This is a genomic window from Chitinophagaceae bacterium (genome assembly GCA_007695095.1).
Taxonomy (GTDB): Bacteria; Bacteroidota; Bacteroidia; order Chitinophagales; family REEL01; genus REEL01.
Genome location: REEL01000156.1, coordinates 1 through 18,837 on the forward strand (window position 1 = coordinate 1; position 18,837 = coordinate 18,837).

12 protein-coding genes are annotated in these 18,837 nt (G+C 36.1%); 10 read left to right on the forward strand and 2 right to left on the reverse strand.

Annotated elements, in window-relative coordinates; translation table 11 throughout:
- Positions 1 to 345: 345 nt before the first annotated feature.
- Entirely contained in the window at positions 346 to 3,234 is a 2,889-nt protein-coding gene (gene gcvP, locus EA412_13235) for a glycine dehydrogenase (aminomethyl-transferring) (protein ID TVR76578.1), read from the reverse strand.
- Positions 3,235 to 3,565: 331 nt separating this feature from the next.
- On the opposite strand from gcvP, the gene EA412_13240 reads away from it, so the two are divergent.
- From EA412_13240 to EA412_13280, 9 genes are all read left to right on the forward strand, one after another.
- Positions 3,566 to 4,969, forward strand: coding sequence for a DUF5106 domain-containing protein (locus EA412_13240; protein ID TVR76579.1), 1,404 nt, complete (start codon positions 3,566 to 3,568; stop codon positions 4,967 to 4,969).
- A 142-nt stretch (positions 4,970 to 5,111) separates the two neighbouring features.
- Positions 5,112 to 5,648: a hypothetical protein gene (locus EA412_13245; protein ID TVR76589.1), complete on the forward strand. Its 537-nt coding sequence runs from the start codon at positions 5,112 to 5,114 to the stop codon at positions 5,646 to 5,648.
- 12 nt (positions 5,649 to 5,660) lie between these two features.
- Positions 5,661 to 6,914, forward strand: a complete 1,254-nt coding sequence (locus EA412_13250) for a M48 family peptidase (GenBank protein TVR76580.1) — start codon at positions 5,661 to 5,663, stop codon at positions 6,912 to 6,914.
- Positions 6,915 to 7,064: 150 nt separating this feature from the next.
- Positions 7,065 to 7,601 carry a gamma carbonic anhydrase family protein gene (locus EA412_13255; protein TVR76581.1) on the forward strand — a complete coding sequence of 179 codons (537 nt, stop codon included), beginning with the start codon at positions 7,065 to 7,067 and terminating at the stop codon, positions 7,599 to 7,601.
- Between the two features lie 4 nt (positions 7,602 to 7,605).
- Positions 7,606 to 8,664 carry a glycosyltransferase family 9 protein gene (locus EA412_13260; protein ID TVR76582.1) on the forward strand — a complete coding sequence of 353 codons (1,059 nt, stop codon included), beginning with the start codon at positions 7,606 to 7,608 and terminating at the stop codon, positions 8,662 to 8,664.
- A gap of 91 nt (positions 8,665 to 8,755) precedes the next feature.
- Positions 8,756 to 9,190, forward strand: a complete 435-nt coding sequence (locus tag EA412_13265; GenBank protein TVR76583.1) for a hypothetical protein — start codon at positions 8,756 to 8,758, stop codon at positions 9,188 to 9,190.
- A gap of 21 nt (positions 9,191 to 9,211) precedes the next feature.
- Complete coding sequence (locus EA412_13270; protein ID TVR76584.1) at positions 9,212 to 14,176, forward strand: hypothetical protein; 4,965 nt, start codon at positions 9,212 to 9,214, stop codon at positions 14,174 to 14,176.
- Between the two features lie 110 nt (positions 14,177 to 14,286).
- On the forward strand, positions 14,287 to 14,595 hold the full coding sequence (rplU, locus tag EA412_13275; GenBank protein ID TVR76585.1) for a 50S ribosomal protein L21: 309 nt from the start codon (positions 14,287 to 14,289) through the stop codon (positions 14,593 to 14,595).
- A gap of 31 nt (positions 14,596 to 14,626) precedes the next feature.
- Positions 14,627 to 15,148 carry a 50S ribosomal protein L27 gene (locus EA412_13280; protein TVR76586.1) on the forward strand — a complete coding sequence of 174 codons (522 nt, stop codon included), beginning with the start codon at positions 14,627 to 14,629 and terminating at the stop codon, positions 15,146 to 15,148.
- A 14-nt stretch (positions 15,149 to 15,162) separates the two neighbouring features.
- On the opposite strand, the gene EA412_13285 is transcribed toward EA412_13280, so the two are convergent.
- Positions 15,163 to 15,381 carry a hypothetical protein gene (locus EA412_13285; protein ID TVR76587.1) on the reverse strand — a complete coding sequence of 73 codons (219 nt, stop codon included), beginning with the start codon at positions 15,379 to 15,381 and terminating at the stop codon, positions 15,163 to 15,165.
- 1,073 nt (positions 15,382 to 16,454) lie between these two features.
- Between EA412_13285 and EA412_13290 the strand changes: the two genes are divergently transcribed.
- On the forward strand, positions 16,455 to 18,401 hold the full coding sequence (locus EA412_13290; protein ID TVR76588.1) for a T9SS C-terminal target domain-containing protein: 1,947 nt from the start codon (positions 16,455 to 16,457) through the stop codon (positions 18,399 to 18,401).
- The last annotated feature ends 436 nt before the right edge of the window (positions 18,402 to 18,837 follow it).

An 18,837-nucleotide genomic window follows, 5' to 3' on the forward strand; every position in this document is an offset into this window, starting at 1 on the left:
TGTCGTGATTGCGTTCCGGTTTTCTTGTTTTATTGGACAATCCCTCAAGGCCCGACTAACGGCACGACAGGCTTTTGTATTTATATTTTAGATAAACTTTAAGCTTAAAGACCATAAAGAAGCCGTTTTGCAGAAGGGATGCGGCCTTTATTCCGGACTTGGGGTACCCGCTGCTTGAATCTTGCGTGAAAAATTTTACTGTCCGACGTCAGGAGTTTAAAATTTTTAGCAAGTGAAAGCATAGCGGGTCAAGGAGGAATTCAGCCGCAATTTTTTTGTTAACCCTTTTTTTCTAAAAAAAAGTTAGAAAGGTTTATAAATGGGAAATTTATAATGTCAACGGATTTATGCAGTTTCAAAACTTTCCATTGGAGGACAAACACAAAACAAATTCCTGTCACCGTATGTATTGCTGACCCTGCCAATAGGTACCCAAAACTTCTTTGACTTTAGCCAGACTTTCGGATAAACTGCCTGTTCTCTTGTGTAAGGGTGTCCCCAGGAATCAGAAGTTGCATGATTAGCTGTATGAGGTGCATTTTTTAACACATTATCAACCTTATCAGCTTTCCCGCTTATCACCTCTTCTATTTCTTCCCGAATACTTATCATTGCGTCACAAAAGCGATCCAGTTCATCTTTATCTTCACTTTCTGTAGGCTCAATCATCATAGTACCCGGTACCGGAAAAGAAACAGTGGGAGCATGAAAACTATAATCTATCAAACGCTTTGCAACATCTTCAACTTCTATATTTCCATCTCTTTTAAACCCTCTTAAATCAATAATTAACTCGTGGGCAGCTCTGCCTTTTTCACCGGTGTATAAAATTTCATAATAAGGTTCTAAGCGAGTCTTAATATAATTTGCATTTAAAATTGCCATTTCTGTTGACTTGCGCATACCTTCAGCTCCTAATAGTCGAATGTAAGCATAAGATATTAACAAAATTGAAGCACTGCCAAAAGGAGCGGCAGAAACAGCCGGAATTGCTTTTTCACCACCGGTTTTTAAAAGCTTATGCCCCGGTAAATACGGTGCTAAATGAGCTGCAACACAAATTGGACCCATACCCGGACCTCCCCCGCCATGAGGAATACTAAAGGTCTTGTGTAAATTCAAATGACAAACATCCGCACCAATTTTTGCCGGACTGGTCAAACCAACCTGAGCATTCATATTTGCTCCATCCATATAAACCTGTCCGCCGTATTGATGAATTATTTCACAAATTTCCTGAACTGCTGACTCAAACACACCATGCGTCGAAGGGTAGGTTATCATCAGAGCAGCCAGTTCATCTTTATATTTTTCTGATTTTTGTTTTAAATCTTCAACATCAATATTGCCATAATTATCACATTTTACTACAACGACTTTGAACCCTGCCATAACAGCACTTGCCGGATTCGTTCCGTGTGCAGATGAAGGAATTAAAACAACTTTACGCTGTTTCTCACCTTTATCATGTAAATAAGCTCTAATCACCATCAAACCCGCATATTCACCCTGAGCTCCACTGTTTGGCTGTAGTGAAGTTGCACTAAAACCGGTGATAATATTCAAATATTCCTCAAGTTCTTTTACAATTTCAGTATATGCCTGCGCCTGCTCAGTTGGTGCAAAAGGATGCAAAGCTCCAAATTCCGGCCAGCTGACTGCCTGCAATTGTACTGCAGCATTTAATTTCATAGTACAACTACCTAAGGGAATCATAGATGTTGTAAGTGATAAATCTTTATTTTCCAAAGATTTTAAATAACGCATCATCTTGGTCTCAGTATGATACATTTGAAAAACAGGATGCTGTAAAAAGCTTTTTTTCCGAACAAGCTTCTCTTCAAGTATTACAGGATAATGCTCAGTTAATCCGATATCTTTGAAGCTTTTACTTTTTGCCTGATAAAAAACCTCACATATTTCAATCAAATCTTCTTCCAGTGTGGTTTCATCTAAGGCAATTCCTATTCTGTTTCTTTCTCGGTCGTAATTAAAGTTAATTTCTTTTTTTAAGGCTATACGCTCAATAGAATCCATCAAATCTTTATCTTCTGAAGTATCTATGGATATTGTATCAAAATATTGAGAATTGAGCTGCTTATAACCGGCTTTTTCCAGTAAAGTCTGCAATTTAACCGATTTTTTATGAATTGACTCTGCTATATTGTACAAACCAACCGGACCATGATAAACGGCATAAGCTCCTGCCATTATAGCCAAAAGTGCCTGTGCAGTACAAATATTACTGGTGGCTTTATCTCTTTTTATATGTTGTTCACGGGTTTGAAGAGTCATACGGTAACATTTATTACCGTGAGCATCAAGTGAAACCCCTATTATTCTACCGGGTACTGAGCGGACATATTCTTCTTTTGTTGCAAAAAAAGCAGCATGAGGACCACCATATCCCATAGGTACGCCAAAACGCTGTGTATTACCAACTACCACATCTGCACCCCACTCACCGGGAGGAGTAATCATAGTCAAACTCAATAAATCTACTGCCATGACAACAACTAAACCCTTTTCCTTCATTGCAGAAATTTGCCGGCTGTAGTCATGCACCGCACCGTCAATATCGGGATTCTGAATAAAAACACCAAAGAAACCATCCTCATCCCTGAAGTTTTTAGGATCACCATAAACAATTTCTATTCCGAGTGGCTCAGCTCTCAATTCTAAAATATCTCTGGTTTGCTTGTAAGCATTTTTATCAACAAAAAACTTTGTATCCGGATTCTTTTTTCCTTTATTTCCTACTTCATAAGCCAATGACATTCCTTCAGCTACTGATGTTCCTTCGTCTAGTAAAGAAGCATTTGAAAGCTCCATACCGGTCAATTCAGAAACCATCGTCTGAAAATTCAGCAACGCCTCTAATCTACCTTGTGAAATTTCAGCCTGATAAGGAGTGTACTGAGTGTACCATCCCGGATTTTCAAATATATTTCTTTGTATGACCGGGGGCGTAAATGTATTGTTGTATCCAAGACCAATATAACTTCTGAAAACTTTATTCTTAGAAGCTTTCTTCTTTAACATGCGCACATATTCATACTCACTTATTGCTTTGGGACCCGAAAGTGATTTGTCAAGTCGTATTGATTTCGGGATTGTTTCATCAATTAACTGCTCAATTGAATCGGCACCGATTATTTTTAACATGTCTTCTTTCTGATCCTTGTCCGGACCTATATGTCTGATGTCAAATGACCCTGTGTTCTCTCTGTTCATTTTCAATTTTTTTGCAAATTTAAGACTATTGTAAGGACTATTTAAGCTATAATTTAAAATTATTTTTCTCTTAAATAATCGCCATTATAAAAACCCTAAGCTATCTTTATTGTTTAAAGATTTTTGAATTGACAACTACATTAATTGAATAATGGTAAGTAAAATCAGGAATTACAAAAAAAATTACTGCAATTCAAACGAAAAATAACTAAAAGACGTTTTAGATTTGTGAATAATAAAAATGCCCTTTTTACGATTTAACATCCGGTACATTTTTAGATTTAAACTTGGCTTTAGCTTAAAAGATTGAACTAACGAAACAAATAATTTTATGAAAAAGAACTTTCTACATTGGTTTTTTTTAATTGCCTTCCTCGCCGTTTCCCTTCCGGCATTTTCAACAGGAATTAAAATTCAATTTACTGTTGATGGCTTTAAGGATACAACTGCTTTGATTGCCTATCATTTCACTGATAAGCAATATGTCAGTGATACGGTAAAAATTGATAGCAGAGGTCGCTTTGTCTTCGAAAGAGATACAATGCTGCAAGGAGGTATATATATGGCGGTTATGCCCGATCAGCGGTATTTTGAGTTTTTAATTAATGGGACAGAAACAAACTTCAGTTTAGAAACCAGCAAAAGTGATTACATTAAAAATATGAAAGTAAGAGGCTCAAAAGAAAATCAGGCTTTTTACGAGTATTTAAAATATATTACTCCCAAAGGACGGGAAGTTGAACAAAGAAGGCGTAGGATGGCTAATGCAGACAGTGAAGAAAAGATAGATGAAATACGCGCAGAAATACAGTCCATAGAGAAAAGTGTAAGAGATTACAGAAGGGATGTTGCAAAAAAGCACAATGGGACATTTTTATCAAATCTTTTAAATGCAATGGAAGAACCGGAAATTCCTGAGGTTCCGGAGGGTGAAGATCCCCAAATGTTTCGTTATCAGTATTATAAAACTCACTTTTTTGACAAAGTAGATTTCAGTGATTCCAGATTGTTAAGAACGCCTATTTTCCATAGCAAAATTGTTCAATATATTGAAAGATTAACCCCTCAGCACCCTGATTCACTGATACAAACAGCTGATTATCTGGTGGAAAAAGCAAGAGCAAACAAAGATATTTTCAGACATGTAGTTGTACATATAACCAGCACCTTTGAAAGGCATAAAATCATGGGTATGGATGCCGTATTCGTCCACATGGTTGAAAATTATTACTCCGGTGATCAGGCTTTTTGGATGGATGAAGCCCGTCTATTGAGGATAAGAGATAGAGCGAGCACTTTAAAACCATTATTAATTGGTAAAAAAGCCCAAAATATCCGACTGCAGGACACAAATGGTAATTGGCATTCCCTATTAGATGTAGATGCAGATTATACCGTATTATACTTTTGGGATCCGGATTGTGGGCATTGTCGCCGTTCAACGCCTAAGTTGAAAACAATGTATGACGAGTTGAATGAAGATGGTGTTGAAATTTTTGCCGTTACTACTGAAAGAGAGCTGGAAAAATGGAAGAATTATGTTGATGAGCATAATTTAAACTGGATAAATGTAGCTGATCCCGATTTTAGAAGTAATTTCAGAAATCATTATGATATTAATGCAACACCGGTTGTCTTTCTTTTAGACGAAAACAAAAAAATTATTGCTAAAAATTTAGGTGTTGAACAACTGCATGAATATCTAAAAAGGCTGATTGCCGATAAACAGCAATAATATTAAATTCATTTTTGGTTGAACTTTCATTGACGATAGTTAAGTGACTATTAAATTTATTATTAATTTTGTCTTTTAATAAAAAAAGAAATTCATCCGCAAAACACGAAAACAAATGATTAATAATAAGAATAAATCAGCGCTGATACTAATTTTTGGATTTATTTTCATTGGTACATTTCTCCGCTTACTTCCAACACCACCTAATTTTGCTCCTATTGGAGCTTTGGCACTCCTCGGAGGAGCATTCTTGTCAAATAAAAGGTTAGCTATTTTATTACCATTAGGTGCTTTATTTTTGAGCGATTTAATCTTTCAATTGACTTTTATGGCAGGAATTCAACCTATCAAAGGATTCTACGGTATGATGCCTTTTGTGTATTTATCTTTTATATTTATAGTTTTAGCCGGTAGAAGTATTCTTAAAAAAGTATCATTCAGCAGATTAGTAGGTGGTGGACTCGCAGCCTCTATTATATTTTTCACTGTTTCAAACTTTGGAGTTTGGCTTACCGGCTTTTATACCTATTCCTTAGCCGGATTAGGTGCTTCTTATGCTGCTGCAATCCCTTTCTTTCACTATAATGTATTAGGTGATTTAAGCTTTACTTTTGTTTTGTTTGGAGCATTTTATATGATAAAAAGCTATCACCCTGCTTTCCAAAAAGTAACCTCATAGGAAGTTTTATTAATGTTAATTGATAATCCGCTTACACTAATTATAGCTGCTATCATCTTATTCAGCTATGCTTTTTCCAGATATCTCGAATACCTGAACAATACTTGTCGTGAAACTAAACCACCTCAAAATGTTAAAGGTGTTTACTCCCGTGATGAATATGAAAAATCACAAGCTTATGAAAAAGAAACCGGTCGGTTTGCCTTTATAACTTCCAGTTTTAGTACGATTATTGTTTTAACTTTTCTGATGTTTGGTGGCTTTGGCCTGCTAGACGATTTTGTGAGAAATTATACCGGCCATCCTATAACGATTGCTCTTTTATTTTTTGGAATTTTAAGTACAGTAAGTTTTTTTATTAATTTACCTTTTACTATTTACGAAACTTTCAAAATTGAAGAAAAGTATGGCTTCAACAAGACCACTCCCCGTACTTTTGTGATTGATATTCTAAAATCAGGAGTAATTAGTGCCCTTTTAGGTGGCTTTTTATTAGCACTTCTCATACTACTTTTAGAAAATGCAGGAGCTTGGTTTTGGCTTTTTGCATGGATTTCTGTAACTGTCATTTCACTATTCATTTCTAATTTTTATACAAGTCTTTTATTGCCGCTTTTCAATAAATTAACACCTCTGGAAGATGGCGAATTAAAAGAAAAAATTGAAGCTCTTTCCCAAAAAGTAGATTTTCCTCTTACTCAAATCTATATAATGGACGGTTCTAAACGCTCATCTAAAGCAAATGCTTTTTTTAGTGGTATGGGGAAAAAGAAAAAAATAGTTTTATTTGACACATTAATTGAAAAGCTTGAAGTGGATGAGATTATAGCTGTATTAGCTCATGAAATTGGACATTATAAGAAGAAACATATTATCAAAAACCTGATTTCCGGTGCTGTAAATCTACTGCTGCTATTTGTATTGCTCGGATGGGCAGTTGAGTCAACCTTACTTCCGGAAGCTTTAGGGGCAAAGCATACTGAGTATAACATTCATTTATCTCTTATTGCTTTTAGTTTTTTATACACACCACTTTCAATTATTACCGGCATTTTCAGTAATGTACTCTCCCGTAAAATGGAATTTGAAGCAGACAGTTATGCTGTAAGCATTTTCAAAAAATCTCCCATGATTACAGCATTAAAAAAGCTGAGCAAAGATCATTTAGCTAATCTGACGCCTCATCCGTCTTACGTTTATATTTATTATTCGCATCCTCCACTTAGCAGTCGTATAGATAATATTGAAAAAACTCAATCACCTTAGATTAAAAAAGTTGAGATTTTAAGAGTGATTTTAGTTTTATTAAATTAAATTTGTCGTTTTCACAGCAAAATCATGGGTAACTATATTATTTTAAAAATGTGTTATCTATTGAATAAAAAGCAATTACATTAAAGTTTAAGTCGGAAATTAATGAAGATTATATCAGAAAATAACCCTTACTATAAATCACTGGAAGCAAAAGTTCGTTGTGAAAAAAATGTTTTCATTGCACATAATGCAGTTGTTATTGGTGACATTCAGCTTGATGAACATGTTTCTATTTGGTATAATGCTGTTTTAAGAGCAGACTTTGACAAAATCCACATAGGAGAAAGTACAAATATACAGGAAGGTGTTTTAATACATGTAGATCCCGGCAAACCGGTAACAATAGGAAAAGAAAACATAGTTGGTCATGGAGCTATGATTCATGGATGTACAATTGGAGATCATAATCTCATTGGCATTAAATCAACTGTATTAAATGGCGCAAAAATTGGAAACGGTTGCATAATCGGAGCTCATACTTTGATTACAGAAAATATGGAAATTCCTGATTACAGTATGGTTTTAGGAAGCCCGGGGAAAATAGTGAAAACTTTACCTCCTGAAGTTATTGAAAAAATAAAGCTGGGTGCTGCTGTTTACAGAAATGAAGCTTTAAAATATATAGAGCAATTTAAATAAACGGATGGAAAGAAGAAGAGAAAGAAGACAAAGAAAAGTCCGGATATTGATTATTCGATTTAGCTCAATTGGGGATATTGTGCTCACTACACCGGTAATACGCTGCCTGAAAGAGCAAATCCCAAATGCCGAAATTCATTTTTTGACCAAGAAAAACTTTAAAAATATAATTGAAAACAACCCTTATATAGATCAGACACACTATTTAAGAAAAAGTCTGGCTGATACAATCTTTAAAATTCAAGGTATCAGATTTGATTATATAATTGATTTACATAAAAGCCTGAGAAGTTTTTGGTTTCGTTTTAGTCTAATGGGAACGAGTTACACATTTGATAAACTGAATGTACAAAAATGGATGATGGTGAATTTTAAAAAAAACAATTTACCTGACCTGCATATAGTTGATAGATACATGGAGACTGTCAAACCTCTGGGAGTAAAATATGACGGAAAAGGACTGGATTTTTTCCTGAGTAAAGCAGATCGTATGAATGTAGATGATTTACCTGATAACTTCAAAGATGGATTTGCCAGTATTGTAATTGGAGCAAAACATAATACAAAACAAATACCCAGCTTTATTCTGGAAGACACAATCGCCAATTTAAGCATACCGGTAGTTTTGTTAGGTAGTAAAGTGGATTTCCCGAAAGCGGATAAAATAGTTAAAAAATTTCCGGCAAATCAGGTATTTAATGCCTGTGGTAGATATAATTTAGGTGCATCAGCTTCATTTTTAGAAGCTTCTAAATTTGTTATAACACCTGATACCGGTTTAATGCATATCGCCGCTGCATTTGGAAAAGATATAATTTCATTGTGGGGGAACACAATTCCGGCTTTTGGAATGACCCCTTTTTATGCAGATAATTTCGAATCTCGGGAGAAAAATAAAATTATTGAAGTTACAGATTTAGATTGCCGGCCTTGTTCAAAATTAGGTTTTAGAAAATGTCCTAAAAAACATTTTAAGTGCATGAGACTACTTGATGCTGTTGATGTACTGGAAGCCCTAAAAAATTTCCCTGAGCATAAAGTTCTTATAAAAGCAGATATTTAACGAAAATTTTATTTGCTACTTTTGATTACCGAAAAATTGTCTTAATTTTCAGCTTGGAACACATATTACTATAAGAAATGAAAAATCAATTATGCTAACTCGATTACTTGTATTTATTTTCCTGTTTCAAACAGCTTTCTCCATAGCTCAAAACACCACTGATATTGAAATTGAGAACTTCAGTAATATGGATAATATTTTTTCTGAAATATTAATTGAGTCTTCCCCCTGGCAATTGACGGAGTGGAAAAAAATTAATAAAGAAAATGGAAAACTTGAAAGTACCGAAATAGAAAATTTGGTTTATCAATTTAATGAAGATCAAACATTTCAAATTACTTCTGAAAGCTATACGCTTAGAGGTGATTGGGAAATTATCGATAAAAATTTATACCTTATTGAGAAAGGTGCTACTATAAAAAAATCTCATTCTATTATTCGCATGGAAAGAATGGCTTTTTCTCTTGAAAAAGCTTCTGATACACCGGAATTATCAAGAATCTCTTTCATTTCTAAAGACAATTAACGACCGTCTAATTTAATTTAAATGAATACTAAATCAGCTTTAACGTTATTCGTATTTATATTTTCATCTATATTTTTTACATATTTAAGTGCTCAGGAGCCATGCGGTTTTATATATGTTACCACTGATGGAGGTCAAAGCACTCAGGGTACTAAGGCAAATCCTGCAACCATTATAAGAGCTGTTGAACTGGCAAATACCACTCCCAGAAATCATATAAAAATACAGTCCGGAACTTATAACGTTCCTCAAAAACTAATCATTTCAGAAGATAATATTACTCTTGAAGGAGGTTTTGACGGTCAATGGAATAAAACCAGTATAAACACAAATACGGTTATCAATATTATCCCATCTTTAGAAAGTGTAACCATTGGAGGTGTTTTAGTCCGGCATTTAATCGGGATAGAAATCAATGGGGCTGCTGATGTTTCTATTCGCGATATGGTGATAAACACATTAAACACAAATATCGGCACGCATACAAACCGCCGGGGTCATTCAATTTATGGAATATATGCTATAAACAGTCCCGGATTATACACCAGCAGACTAACCGTGACAACCGGAAGTGCCAGTGATGGAGCGCCTCCACCTACTGCTGCAAATGGTTCTAATGGTAGTGGTGGTGTATGTGGTACAAGGGGAGATTGCGATCTGGCGAGAGCTGAAGGACATGGAGGAATAGGAGGTATTGGTGCCGGAAATCCTGCTCCAAGTGCAACTGGTGGAGCAATTGGTAATCAGTGGGACAATTCAGGATGTAATCGGGTTACAGGAGTAAACGGACAAAACGGGAGTCCCGGACCTAATCTGCGTGCTGGTGGCAATGGAGGTGGCGGAGCTTCAGGTGGAAGAAGAGGTCCCGGTAGTTCAACTCCGGGCAATGGCGGAGTTGGTGGTATTGGCGGTGCCGGAGGAGGAGGAAATCCCGGAGGCAGTAATGGTGGCTCAGGCGGAATTGCAGATTGTCAGAATGCGGGATGCCCCTCATTAAATAATTTAAATGATCATGGCAGACGCGGAGCAAATGGGGCTAATGGTAATAATGGAAATTCTTTCAATTCTGCCGTTCAGCTCAACAATGGAAATTTTAACAATTTCTATATACCTGTCTTAGGCCAAAATGGAGGACATGGAGCCGGAGGAAGCGGTGGTCAGGGCGGTGGCGGAGGTGGCGGCGAGAACAACCCAAACGTAATTTTCAGCTGTAGTGACGGGAGTGGGAATGGCTGTGCAGGTATCGATGGTTCAGGTGCCGGAGGTGGCGGTGGCGGTGGCGGCGGTCAAGGGGGCGAAGGTGGACAAGGAGGTGGAGCGGGTGGCTCTGCATTTGCACTATATACTGTCAATTCACCTAACTACAATATATTTCAAACAACATTGAATCCGGGAAGTGCGGGACAAGGAACAACCGGAACTTCAGGTGGCTTAGGCGGCAACGGTGGTATGGGTGGATTCGGTGCAAGAGTTACAAATAATCATGGTTCAAGACCTACTTTCCCCTCTTGTGATGTTGACTGGAACTATAACGGTACTTGTGCTTCAAATGGATGCAGTAGCGGAGAAACAGGAGCCGGTGGTGCCGGAGGTCGTGGAGGAGATGGCGGTAATGGTGGTTCCGGACAAGGAGGAACAAATGGAGTTAGCCAAAATCATCACGATGTAAATACAGGTGTAGTAGCATCCTCTACCCCTATTTCAACTTTTCCCGTAGATATGTTTGCTAACGTAAATCTCGGTTGTACAAATTCAGAAATTTTACTGAGTAAAACCAGCTCTAACAACTGGAATCTAGGTTTAGACGGCTTTTTATCACCCGATCTTGAAGATGGGATAAGCTCTTATTCACTTAGTGACAATAATGTCTTAGCTTATTACACCTCCACAGGACTAAAAGATGTAAGTATAGGAACTCAAACTTACCCTTCATTTATCCAAATTACAGAAAACAGGCCTTTGCCTCAAATAGACCTTTCTGTTAATCAATTATGTGCCGTCGATAGCTTTTCACTGAGCACAACTACTTCGGGAGCAGAATATCTTTGGGAAATACAGGAAAAACCAATTGTTTCCACCTCTAATCCTACAGCTGTTTTTATAAGTTCGGATCAAAACCCCGGCTTAATTAGTCTTCCAGGTGCAGGCAATTATCAGATAAGATTAAAAGTAAGAGATGAATGTTGCGGCTGGTCAATACCGGTTTATGAAGACCTCACTGTCTTGCCCTCCCCTGAAATTTATAATGTTACCGGTGGTGATACTATTTGTTCAGCAGGAAGCGGCACCTTAGTTGGCTTGTCAAATTCGCAGCAAGGCGTCCAATACCAACTAAATTTAAATGGAGCTTCTATTGGCTCTCCGGTCAGTGGCAGCGGTTCAGGAATAGATTTTGGATTACAAACTCAAAGTGGATCTTACACAGTTACTGCAACTGCTTCAGGCGGATGTACGGCTGATATGAATGGAAGTGCAGAAATTTTTATTGCACAATCTCCTCAAGTTTTTACAGTGGATGGTGGCGGTAATATTTGTCCGCAATCAACAGGTACAAGTATAACATTAAGTGGCTCAGAAAATAATTTTGTTTATCAACTTTTTTTGAATGGAAATCCTTTGGGAAGCGGAATTAATGGAACAGGCGGTGCATTGATTTTTGGGAATTTTAATACAGCAGGGACTTACACAGTTCAGGCCACTGACCCTATGGGAGTTTGTACAGAAGTAATGAACGGAACCGCTGTTATTCAGCTTTTTCCGCAGCCGCTTCTTCTAAATTTAAGTGGTGGAGGCTCATATTGTGCCGGAAATAACGGATTAATTATCTCTTTAGACAGTTCTGAAATAAATGTAAGCTATCAACTGACTTTAAATGGAAATCCTCTTGGACAAGCCGTTACAGGGACCGGATTTTCATTGGATTTTGGACTTCAAACAAGTGCCGGAACATATAGTATAGTTGCTACCTCAGCTAATAATTGTATTGAAGATGGATTTAATAATGTAGTAATTGACATTATTCCTGAAATTTTAAATAACCAAATAGCTTCCGGAGATACAATTTGTGAAGGAGAAAGCCCTGCTCTAATCATCGGGTCTGTTCCTACCGGGGGAACATCATCTTACACTTACCAATGGCAGGAGTCAAGCGACGGAATTAACTTTAATAATATAAGTGGTGCAAATAATGAAAATTATCAGCCCGGTAATCTTTTTACAACAACATGGTATAAAAGAATAGTGAATTCAGGTATCTGTTCTGACACATCTAATACTGTTCAGATTTATGTTCAGGGGGCTATTACCAATAATCAAATTGACAGCAGCCAGTTTATCTGCTATAATGAATTGCCCGGTTTACTTATCGGTAGTCTGCCTTCAGGCGGGGATGGCAACTATTCATATCAATGGGAAATAAGTACAGATGGACTTAACTTTAGTGCGATAAGTGGAGCTCAAAGTCCCGATTACCAACCCGGTTCGCTTACAGGTTTAAGATATTACAGACGAGTTGTTGAGTCTGCCGGATGCTCAGGAATAAGTAATATAATCTCAATTAGTGTAAATAATGAATTACTTATAAGTAATGCCTCAATAAACGATGTAAATTGTTACAATGGCTCAAACGGTTCAATTTCAGTGAGCCTTTCCGGAGGCACAACTCCTTATAACTATCAATGGAGTAATGGAGCAACAAGCTCTTCAATTTCAGGATTAACTGAAGGTATGTATATTTTAACCGTAACAGATGAAGTCGGATGTACTTTTACTGATAGCTTTTTAGTAAACACTCCGGACTCTATTAGTGCTATAATTAATAAAACTGAGGTTAGTTGCGCAGATAATAATGATGGAACTTTAGATATTGTAAATGTTAGTGGTGGAACTTCACCATATCAATACAGCTGGTCAAACGGTAGTACACAAAGTTCGATTAGTAACTTAAGCACAGGGTCATATTTTGTAACTATAACCGATGATAAGGGTTGTTTTAAAATTTATGATTTATCGCTTAGCCCTCCACAACCAACTCTATTTTCTTTTGATGTAACTGATATCAGCTGTCATGATGAAGCCGATGGCTCTTTAAGTGTAAATATTTCTTCGGGACTTAATCCTTTTCAAATTAGCTGGTCAAACAACGAAACAACTGAAACGATTGATAATCTATCAACCGGTATGTATTCTGTTGAAATTTTAGATGCAAATAATTGCCTTTTCTCAGATTCTGTATTTTTAGAAAACCCTAATCCAATAAGTATAAGTTATGATAAAAAACAAATTAGTTGCTTTGGACTCACAGATGGAAATATTGAAGTAACAGCTGATGGAGGAACCGGAAATCTCAGCTTTCTTTGGGATAATGGTATGCAAAGCTCTTTTATAGATGACCTAAGTAGTGCAAACTACAATTTAATGGTAATTGATGAAAATAATTGTAATTCGGAAATAAGTTTTACGATTAGTGAACCGGAAGCATTTGTATTATCGGCTTCTCCGGATACCATTATAGCTAAAGGGACAGGAACTGTTTTATCTTATGAGATTCTTTCAGGCGGACAGGGTAGTTTATCTGTTTTATGGGATCCTGCTGATTATTTAAGCAGCCCTTTTAGTCAATCTCCTATTGCTTCTCCCCCATCTACGATGACTTACACTATTTTGGTTACTGATGAAAATGACTGTTTAGCTTTAGACTCCGTAACTGTATTTGTTTCAGATAACTTATATGCAATACCGGATGCTTTTGTAGCCGATGGTTTTAATAACACCTTTTTCATACTTACAGAACCGGTCGTCAAAATAGAAAGCTTTCAAGTTTACAATCGCTGGGGTAAGATGCTTCATAATAATTCACAAAGCGGATGGAACGGATATTATAATGGAGAACTCCAACCAACAGATACTTATATATTTAGATCTGAATTGGCTTTACCGGATGGTACAAACAAGTTACTGGAAGGAAGTTTCCTCTTAATTCGCTAAAAAAAGGATGAATAATTATTTTTTTTCAGCTTAAGCAAAAACTTATTTATCTCTTTTTGTAAACAAACAAAAAATTACTTATCTTTGCAACCTGTTAAAAAACGACAATTATGTATGCAGTAGTAAATATCGGCGGTCAACAATTAAAAGTTTCTAAGGGACAAAAAGTTGTTGTAAATAGAATTGATGCAAATGAAGGCGATAAAGTCGACTTCAGTGATGTTTTATTTACCAATAATGATGGTAAGGTTTCTGTTGGAACGCCATTTGTCAGTAATGCTAAAGTCAGTGCAACTATTGACAAGCATTTCAAAGGAGACAAAGTTATCATTTTTAAGAAGAAAAGAAGAAAGGGTTATAAAGTTAAAAATGGTCACAGACAGCATTTAACTCAATTGACCATTGAGACAATCAGTTAATTTTTTTTTGAACGTATAAAAAGAAAAAATCATGGCACATAAGAAAGGTGCGGGTAGTACAAGAAACGGTAGAGATTCACATAGTAAGCGACTGGGAGTAAAGTTATTTGGCGGGCAAACTGCCATTAACGGAAATATAATTATTCGTCAAAGGGGTACTAAGTTTTATCCGGGAGAAGGTGTAGACATTGGTAAAGACCATACTATCTACGCTGTTATTGATGGAGTAGTTACTTTTAAGAAGGCTAGAAAGAATCGTACTTTTGTTCACGTTTTGCCTAAAAACAATGGAACAGAAGTTATTGAAGAAGCTCCAAAAGCAGTGAAAAAAGAAGTTGTTGAGGAAAAAACAGATGCTCCAAAAGCTGAAGCTGTAGTTGAAGAAACCAAAGTTGAAGAGACTAAAGAAACAACTACTAAAGCTAAAGAAGAAAAGAAAGAATCTAAAGAGGCAAAAGAACCAAAAGCTAAGAAAGCAGATGATTCGGCAAAAAAAGAAGATAAAGAAGATAAAAAATCTAAAGCTGACGACTCTGAAGATAAGCCTGAATAAAGCTTAGTTCAATTTCAACAAATAAATTTTAGAAGCAGCCGGTAAATATCGGCTGCTTTTTTATTTTTAGTAATTCTGAGAATTATGCCCCCAATCAGGAGATTGTCACACTTCAAGCATGCCCGCAAAGCCTTTTCTTTTGAAGTTACCAATGACGGTGGGTTGTAAGGCTGTTCTCTGTCCATTTCCTTCTCATAGTCTAAACGTTCTGGTTTTCTTGTTTTATTGGGCAACCCCTCAAGGCCCGATTATCGGCAGGAAAGAAGTCCCAAGAGAACAAATTCCAAGAATTCAAAAATTCAAAGGCAGCAAATTTATTAGCGCGCTCATAAAAGCAACAACCTAAAAAACTTCCGTCATTGCGAATGCGACTAACGTAAATTTTGGGTTTCGTAAATGCCTCCAAGTCGCATGTGGCAATCTCTTGACATGATAGAGCCTGTTAAAAGTATTTTGAACCCCCTGCCCCCAATCAGGAGATTGTCACACTTCAAGCTTGCCCTCTCGGCTCCCCTTTTGAAGCTCACAATGACGGTGGGGAGTGAGGCTTTTTTTGCTCCATTTTCTTCTCAAAGTCTAATTGTCTAATTTTTCTTGTTTTATTGGACAATCCCTCAAGGCCCAATTAACAGCACGATAGGCTTCAGATTTAAATATAGATACCGAAACTAAAAGCAGAAAGATACTAAAGAAACCGTTACGCAAAAGGAATGCGGCCTTTATTCCTGACTTGGGGGGTGGGAAAGATCCAAGTCCCAAATATGACAAAACCCAAATTCCAAGAAAATCAAAAAATCAAAGGCAGCAATTTTATTAGCGGGCTAATAAAAGGGAGAACTTAAAAAAAATCCGTCATTACGAGCGCGACTAACGTAAGTATTGGGTTTTGTGCATGCTCCCAAAGTCGCGTGTGGTAATCTCCTGAATAGAAAGAGCTGGATATGGAAAAATTATGATGTCAAATGGAAAATGGTAAATGGATCTAAACTCCACGCAGAAAGACCACAAAGAAGCCATTTCGCAGAAAGGGTGCGGCCTTTATTCCTGATTTGAAGCATCTGCTGCTTGAATCTTGCATAGAAAAGTTAATGAAGATACTGCTTTAGTTTCGCGAGAGAAAGTATTGAACTTAAAAAACATAAACTCTATAAAAAATAAAACTTATATTAATTTTTTTAAAAAAACCATGCAACCATTTCATAAAATCACAGTCTATATAAATAATAACATTTATCTTTTTTAATATTTAGATTGGAAGTCTAAAATGAATGATTTAAAAAAATATTTACTGAATATAAGTATTTGAGTGAAATTTCAGCTTGCAATTATCAACTTAAAACCTTTTAAAACCAATATAATGAAATATCTAAATCAATTAAAAATCTTGATTTTTATATCTCTCTTGTGCCAAACAGCATTAGTTTTTGGACAAAATAACACAGATGTCTATCCTAAACATATGGAAAACTGGTTAAGAGAACATGTCGCTCAAAATCAAAATGTCCATTTTAAACAATCCGGGGACTTAGTTTTAGTGCCCTTACAGTTACATTTGGTATCTAATAATGATGGCAGTGAAAGATTTTCAGTTAATGTATTACTTGAACGTTTGTGTGAGCTGAATGCCAATTTTGAAGAAACGGGCTTTCATTTTTATTTGTATGATGACATAAATTTTATTAAAAATGATAGTTTAAATGACTTTACAGATATTGAAGATGTCATACATTTTATTGAAGAAGTATATGTAAACAACGCTATTAATATATTTTATTCCAGATCTCCGGGTGGGGTATGTGTATATGGGTATCTGCCTGAAGCGGACGAAACTGAATTTATAATGCTTAGTCAAAGCAGTGGTTGTAATGGTAATAACTCCCTATTCTTGACGCGGTACATTGGCAGATACTTTGCACTTCCCTTTACGTATAACGGTTGGACACACCTTGAAACACCGGATACACCGGAATATGTAACCCGTGACCCAAATCTCAGAAACTGTCATGAAGCAGGTGACTTTTTTTGTGATACAGATGCTGATTATCTGTATTTTCCATGGCAATACCCTTTTGACCCTGCTGACTTTCCCGCAGCAATAGTTACAGACCCCTTAGGTGATACCATTCATCCAGATGCAGAATTATTTATGAATAGGATACAACCACAACAAGCTCTTCTGCCAAACAGGTTTTCCGGTGAGCAAATGACAGCAATGCAGGCTTATTTGTTTGATGAAAGAGATTACTTACTCCACCCTGACCCTCCACAAATAACTGAAATAACTGAAATTTCGACAATTGTTTATCCGCAAAACAATACGAACCAAAAAGCTAATTACAGTCAGCTAAAATGGACATCGGTAAATAATGCGGAAGCATACAGCATAGAAATTTCTTCAAATCCAGGCTTCTCAGACATTATTAAAGACACAATCGTTTCAGACACCAGTGTCATTTTTAATGATTTACCGGTTTCTAATAATTTACGTGCGCGTGTTAAAGCCTTTAATTCAACTTCATTTTGTTCAGCTTCTTCAAATATGATTGTTTTCAATACAACACAAAGCGTATCCTTTACAGTTAATGTAGAAACACATTTTTGTGCAGAGGCAAATAATGGTGAAATCGATATTGATGTAAGCGGTGATAATCCCCCATTTGATATACAAATTTCAGGTGGTCAGTTTACAGGACTGTCAGCCGGAAAATATGATGTTATCATAACAGACGCAAACCAGGACACTATCCAAACTGAAGTTGACCTCTACCCATATCCGGACTTAGATATTCAAATCACACAAGGGGTCTATGCATTATCTGCAAATGTAAACGGAGGGAAACCTCCCTATCAATATGCATGGTCAAACGGCTCAAATGAAGCTATGATTGAAAATCTATCTTCAGGCACTTATACTGTTACAGTAACTGATGCTTCCGGTTGTGAGACGATTGCAACTGCAGAAGCAACAAGTGTTGATGAATTAGAAAAATTTTACAGTCAAATCGATGTATATCCAAATCCGGTTTTGGCTAATCAAAATATTTATATAAAAATAAATTCACCGGTACAGACATCAGCAAACTATGAAATCTTCAATATGCAGGGTAAAAAAGTCTCTAAAGGAAATTTCGAGCTATTATCCGGGAAACAATCTTTTTCATTACAAATGCAAGGTTTTGCTCCCGGTGTTTATACACTAAAGTTGGTTTCAGGCAGTAATATTTATAATTCCCGCATTGTAGTAATACAATGATTTTTAATTTGGGGGGTGTTTTGCAAGATCCAAGAGAACAAATTCAAAGGCAGCAATTTTTTTTAGCCAGTTCATAAAAGGGACAACCTAAAAAATTTCCGTCATTACGAAAACCTTTTACATCAGAGGTTTATAACATTCCGGCTTTATTCTCAACAACAAGCCAACTTCCTTCAAATCTAAGTCGCTTAATTAAGCATATAACTTAAGACCAAATTTACATTTATTTAAAAAATGATTATAGACATTAAATTTTTAATCCCTAAATATTATCAAAGCATAAATTTTTCAATATTAAATTTAACTAACGTATTAACTATCAAACAATTGTAATTTTAATTCCATTAAAGCTAACATTTTTTACCTATTAATTATATTTAATTCAAAATATTTTATCTATATTTGAATATTACTAAACTTAAACTTTTACAATTAT